We start from the raw sequence: 4,265 nt of genomic DNA, 5'->3' as shown, positions 1-4,265 counted from the left end.
TTGGATCATGCAGGTTAAGCGCCGTTTAGCTTATATCAGTGTCGCGCATCCGGAAATCGGGATAGGAAGATTTAAATATTTTCTTTAATGCTTGACTTTCGATCGCTCGATCATCTAAAAAATTAATAAAACCCCCTGGGTGTAATGCTTGTCTTAATTCTTGAGAAGACAAAGGGGTATTTTCCACATTGAGACGCAGAAAAATTTTATGGAGGAAACTCTCCGTTTTCCAATTACGGATAACAATCGTGCGGATAGTTTGATTATCCAGTTGGTCTAAGAAATCATTTAAATTGAAGTCATTTTTTAGATCTTGATATTGGCAGCCATTGAGATCATCTAAAAATTCTAAATCTTTTAAAGTAAAACTATTATTAGGTGTGTCACTGTCACCATAAAACTGTAAAATTGTTAGTAGGCGTTGTTTGCCATCAAGAACGATAAATTTACCTTTTTCCTTGTTATTAGTAGCTAAGACAATCAGTGGGACTGGAAACCCTAGAATTAGGGATTCAATAAATCGACTTTTACGAGTAATATTCCAAGCATCTCGTCTTTGAAAGCGCGGATTGAGTTGAATATTTTCTCGAATTAATTGATCGCGGATCGTTGCGGTAGTCCAATCACTTCCAGCAACAACAGTCTCGGAGATTTCTTTGAGTTGTAGCTTTTTTTGGTTTGCTGATTCTCCTTCAATATCTTCTTCTTCTTCCGCAAAATCCACCGCTTCTATTTCTTCTAAAATCTCTAACTGTGTCATGGTAGTAATTAATCTCCTCAATTGTCTATTCTGCAAAAATCCCGCCCCAATATTTGGACGGGAATAACAATCAATCAATAATTCAATACTACTCCCATTCTATAGTTCCGGGAGGCTTAGAAGTAATATCATAAACCACGCGGTTAACTCCCTTAACTTCATTGACAATACGATTAGAAATTGTCTCCAATAAATCATAGGGAACCCGGGACCAATCGGCAGTCATTCCGTCTTCGCTGCTGACTAAACGTAGGACAATAGGATAAGCGTAGGTGCGTTGATCTCCCATCACTCCCACACTGCGGACAGGCAATAAAACCGCGAAAGCTTGCCAGAAATCGTGATACATTCCCTGCTTATTAATCTCGTCGCGCACTACCCAATCTGCATCGCGCAAAATATTTAATTTATCTGCGGTCACTTCCCCTAAAATGCGAATTGCTAAACCGGGGCCGGGGAAAGGTTGACGACGAACAATTTCTTCCGGAAGACCGATCGATCGACCTAATTTTCTCACCTCATCCTTAAATAATTTTCGCAGGGGTTCGACTAATTTAAACCGGAGATTTTTCGGCAGTCCACCAACGTTATGATGACTTTTAATTTTAACCGCTACTCTTTCCCCGGTTTTGGGATCCACATTACTATCGGCCGATTCAATCACATCGGGATATAAAGTTCCTTGGGCCAGATAATCAAAGGGTCCCAAACGATTCGATTCTTCTTCAAACACCTGAATAAATTCATGGCCGATACGACGGCGCTTTTCCTCGGGATCCGTGACACCGGCCACTTGCGCTAAAAATCGCTTTCTAGCGTTGACATACTCAACTCTAATATGGAATTGCTCGTTAAATATCTGCATTAATCGTTCTGGTTCACCCTTACGCATGAATCCCTGATCGATAAACATACAGGTTAGTTGATCACCGATCGCTCGATGCAACAGGAATGCTAAGGTAGAGGAGTCCACACCGCCGGATAAAGCCAATAAAACTCGCTTATCGCCCACTTTTGCCCTAATTTCTCGGATCGATTCCTCGACAAAAGCTTCCGTGGTCCAAGTGGGTTCGCATTTGCAGATATGATAGACGAAATTGCGAATTAAGGCGATTCCTCCCACAGAATGGACAACTTCCGGGTGAAACTGCACTCCAAAGAGTTTTTTCTTGTGATCGGCAATGGCCGCACAATCGGTATTATCGGTATGAGCGAGAATTTCAAAACCCGCGGGCAATTCCACGCAGGAATCCCCGTGACTCATCCAAGCGGTGGAACCGTCCTCGACATTGGTTAATAAATCGGTAGGATCGTTGATAAATAGGGATGCTTTGCCGTATTCGGCCCGTTTTGCCCGTTCTACCCTGCCCCCTAACTGCTGTACCATCAATTGCATCCCGTAGCAAACTCCGAGGACGGGTACACCTAAATTCCAAATTTCGGGATCACAGTGGGGCGCTCCAGGATCATAGACGGAATTGGGACCGCCCGAAAGAATTATTCCTTTCGGGTTGATTTGGGCCAATTGTTCGGCACTGGTACGATAGGAGAGAACTTCGGAGTAAACGTTCGTTTCCCGGATTCTGCGGGCGATTAATTCAGAATACTGGGAGCCAAAGTCAAGAATGATGATTATTTGACGATTAAGGCTATTAGTGAAGGACTCTGAGGGCAAAGTCTCTTGGGGGGTGGGAAGGGGGGTTTGAGTTGTCACTGCGATCAAAAAAAGAAACTGGCAGGAAAAGGTTAAAGATTTGTAAACTAAATCGGCTATTGTTCTGAAAATAAGCTAGAATAGTTTAGCCTTATTAGTTTCATTTTTTAAGACTAAATATTCCCACGATCATAGCACGGTCACTAGGGGGTAACTTGTAGATTCTGCAAAAATTTAAGGCCATTTTCGCTTTTGCTGATCAAAGAACGAGAGCGATCGAATAAAATACAACCGACCCCAAGATGACCGTTACTGTGGTTATAAACGTATTCTTGGCAACGGCGATCAATCGTATTAGCCATTTCTCCATAGATGCGTTCCACCCAATTATCTCCCGTTTGCCGGTCTAATTGACGCAGATATTCCAGACCGTTTTCGCTGGTGCTACTGTCAAAAATTTGCTGGAGATGGGGGGTAGCTAAACCCATTTTAGCGGCGTAGGCGGTAAGAATTTCCCGACGACCATCGGCGAGATGATGGTGAGTCTGAAAGATTCCCCCGGCAAGTTTAATTAATTTACCGTGATAACCAAACAAAAGAATTTCAGAGATTCCCTGTAATTGTGCCTCTAATAACATCGGCCCGATCCAATTGGCTGTTTTTACCAAAATATCAGGATTAATGCCCATTTGAGGGGCTAAATCTAAGCCATTTTCCCCGATACAAAACACCAAGCGATCAAAACGAAGGGATAAATTTTTTAATTGCTCGCGAAAGATTTCCAACTGTCCGGGGGCGCTCAGGGGTTGGGAAATGCCGGTGGTACCCAACAAAGATAATCCCTCTACCACCCCAAAAGCGGCGTTAGAAGTCCTTGTGGCCAGTTTTTTGCCTTCTGGAAGGATAATCGTCACTTTGAGGCTTTCTTGGGGCAGTAACAGGGGTCTGAGGTTTTCTTGCAGCAGACGCTGGGCATAACTATAGATAGCTGATTTTCCGCTATTATCAACCTGTAGGCCGATTCCTTCGCCGCCTTGAATCTCTATCTCTTGATTACCCGTCTTTCTTTCTACTAACGCCCATATAGGGGTATTTCTAGTTAAATCCAAATTGTCCCCCGGATCGCTGCGGGTGATGGCTAGGGCAGCATCGGGGTTCAGTCGGGCAACTTGTTCGATGGCAATAGTAACGGCTTCTGGCGGTTCTAAAAGATTAAAAGTAACGGAATTTAGCTCATTTTCGCCGTGGAGATGCTGGAGAGATGCGATCGCACTGGCACAGGCAAAAACCGGTAAAGTGTAACCTGAACGGGGTGGAGAGATAGACATGAATAGGGTCCATAGCCAATCAAATTAGCCGTGATCTGATTATAGAACTAGGGGGCAACCGCTTATTCTTAAGATTAGCCGAATCTCCCCCAATCCCTTTGCTGTTGCCAGAGTGCCTCGTCTCAACAAGCAATTTAAATGAGCGGGAGGTTCACCTGATCAGCCTTTCTCTCTCAAATCTTAAGGCCGATGCGTTTCATTTTTGAATTGGCGTAATGACGGCTGGAACGGTCGTGGCTGCTAATTTGCCGATCGCATCAATGATTCCCAAAGAAAAAGCATAACCCTGGGGACAGGGTAATTCATCACTGGAAAGAGGTAAGCTAAAACGCACTTAAACCACCTAAAATAGAAATAGTAATTTTAGAAAAATCCTACTTATGCCAGCCAAAGATTTCCTAGACTTAGAAGAAAAGAAAAACTTACAAAAAGCTCTTAAAGAAGAAGAAAGAGCAGAGGTTAGGGAAAGAATTTTAATGTTTCTCTTGCTAAACGACGGAAAAACTCAACGAGAAATAGCTGA

At 43.3% G+C, this 4,265-nt stretch carries 3 protein-coding genes and 2 pseudogenes; 1 reads left to right on the top strand and 4 read right to left on the bottom strand.

Annotation, left to right across the window (positions count from 1 at the left end; translation table 11 throughout):
* Positions 1-34: 34 nt before the first annotated feature.
* The 4 genes and pseudogenes from PX636_RS09050 to PX636_RS09035 form a co-directional block, all read right to left on the bottom strand.
* A pseudogene (locus tag PX636_RS09050) lies at positions 35-760 on the bottom strand (DUF262 domain-containing protein); the annotation flags it as partial.
* Between the two features lie 88 nt (positions 761-848).
* The gene (guaA, locus tag PX636_RS09045) at positions 849-2,474 is read right to left on the bottom strand and encodes a glutamine-hydrolyzing GMP synthase (protein ID WP_043998919.1); all 1,626 of its coding nucleotides are present in this window, start codon (positions 2,472-2,474) and stop codon (positions 849-851) included.
* A gap of 143 nt (positions 2,475-2,617) precedes the next feature.
* Positions 2,618-3,742, bottom strand: coding sequence for a cobalt-precorrin-5B (C(1))-methyltransferase CbiD (gene cbiD, locus PX636_RS09040; RefSeq protein WP_288116812.1), 1,125 nt, complete (start codon positions 3,740-3,742; stop codon positions 2,618-2,620).
* A gap of 196 nt (positions 3,743-3,938) precedes the next feature.
* Positions 3,939-4,076 (bottom strand): hypothetical protein, encoded by a 138-nt coding sequence (locus tag PX636_RS09035; RefSeq protein WP_288116811.1) that lies wholly within the window; start codon positions 4,074-4,076, stop codon positions 3,939-3,941.
* A 46-nt stretch (positions 4,077-4,122) separates the two neighbouring features.
* On the opposite strand from PX636_RS09035, the pseudogene PX636_RS09030 reads away from it, so the two are divergent.
* A pseudogene (locus tag PX636_RS09030) lies at positions 4,123-4,265 on the top strand (IS630 family transposase); the annotation flags it as partial.

Source organism: Microcystis sp. M53598_WE2 (assembly GCF_030067735.1).
Taxonomy (GTDB): Bacteria; Cyanobacteriota; Cyanobacteriia; order Cyanobacteriales; family Microcystaceae; genus Microcystis; species Microcystis aeruginosa.
Note: the sequence above shows the minus strand (reverse complement) of the source record. Positions and strands in the feature narration are given on the sequence as shown.

What these genes read in the sequence shown, in the direction of transcription:
- cbiD (WP_288116812.1), bottom strand. Translation starts at nt 3,742, where the DNA reads ATGTCTATCTCTCCACCCCGTTCAGGTTACACTTTACCGGTTTTTGCC.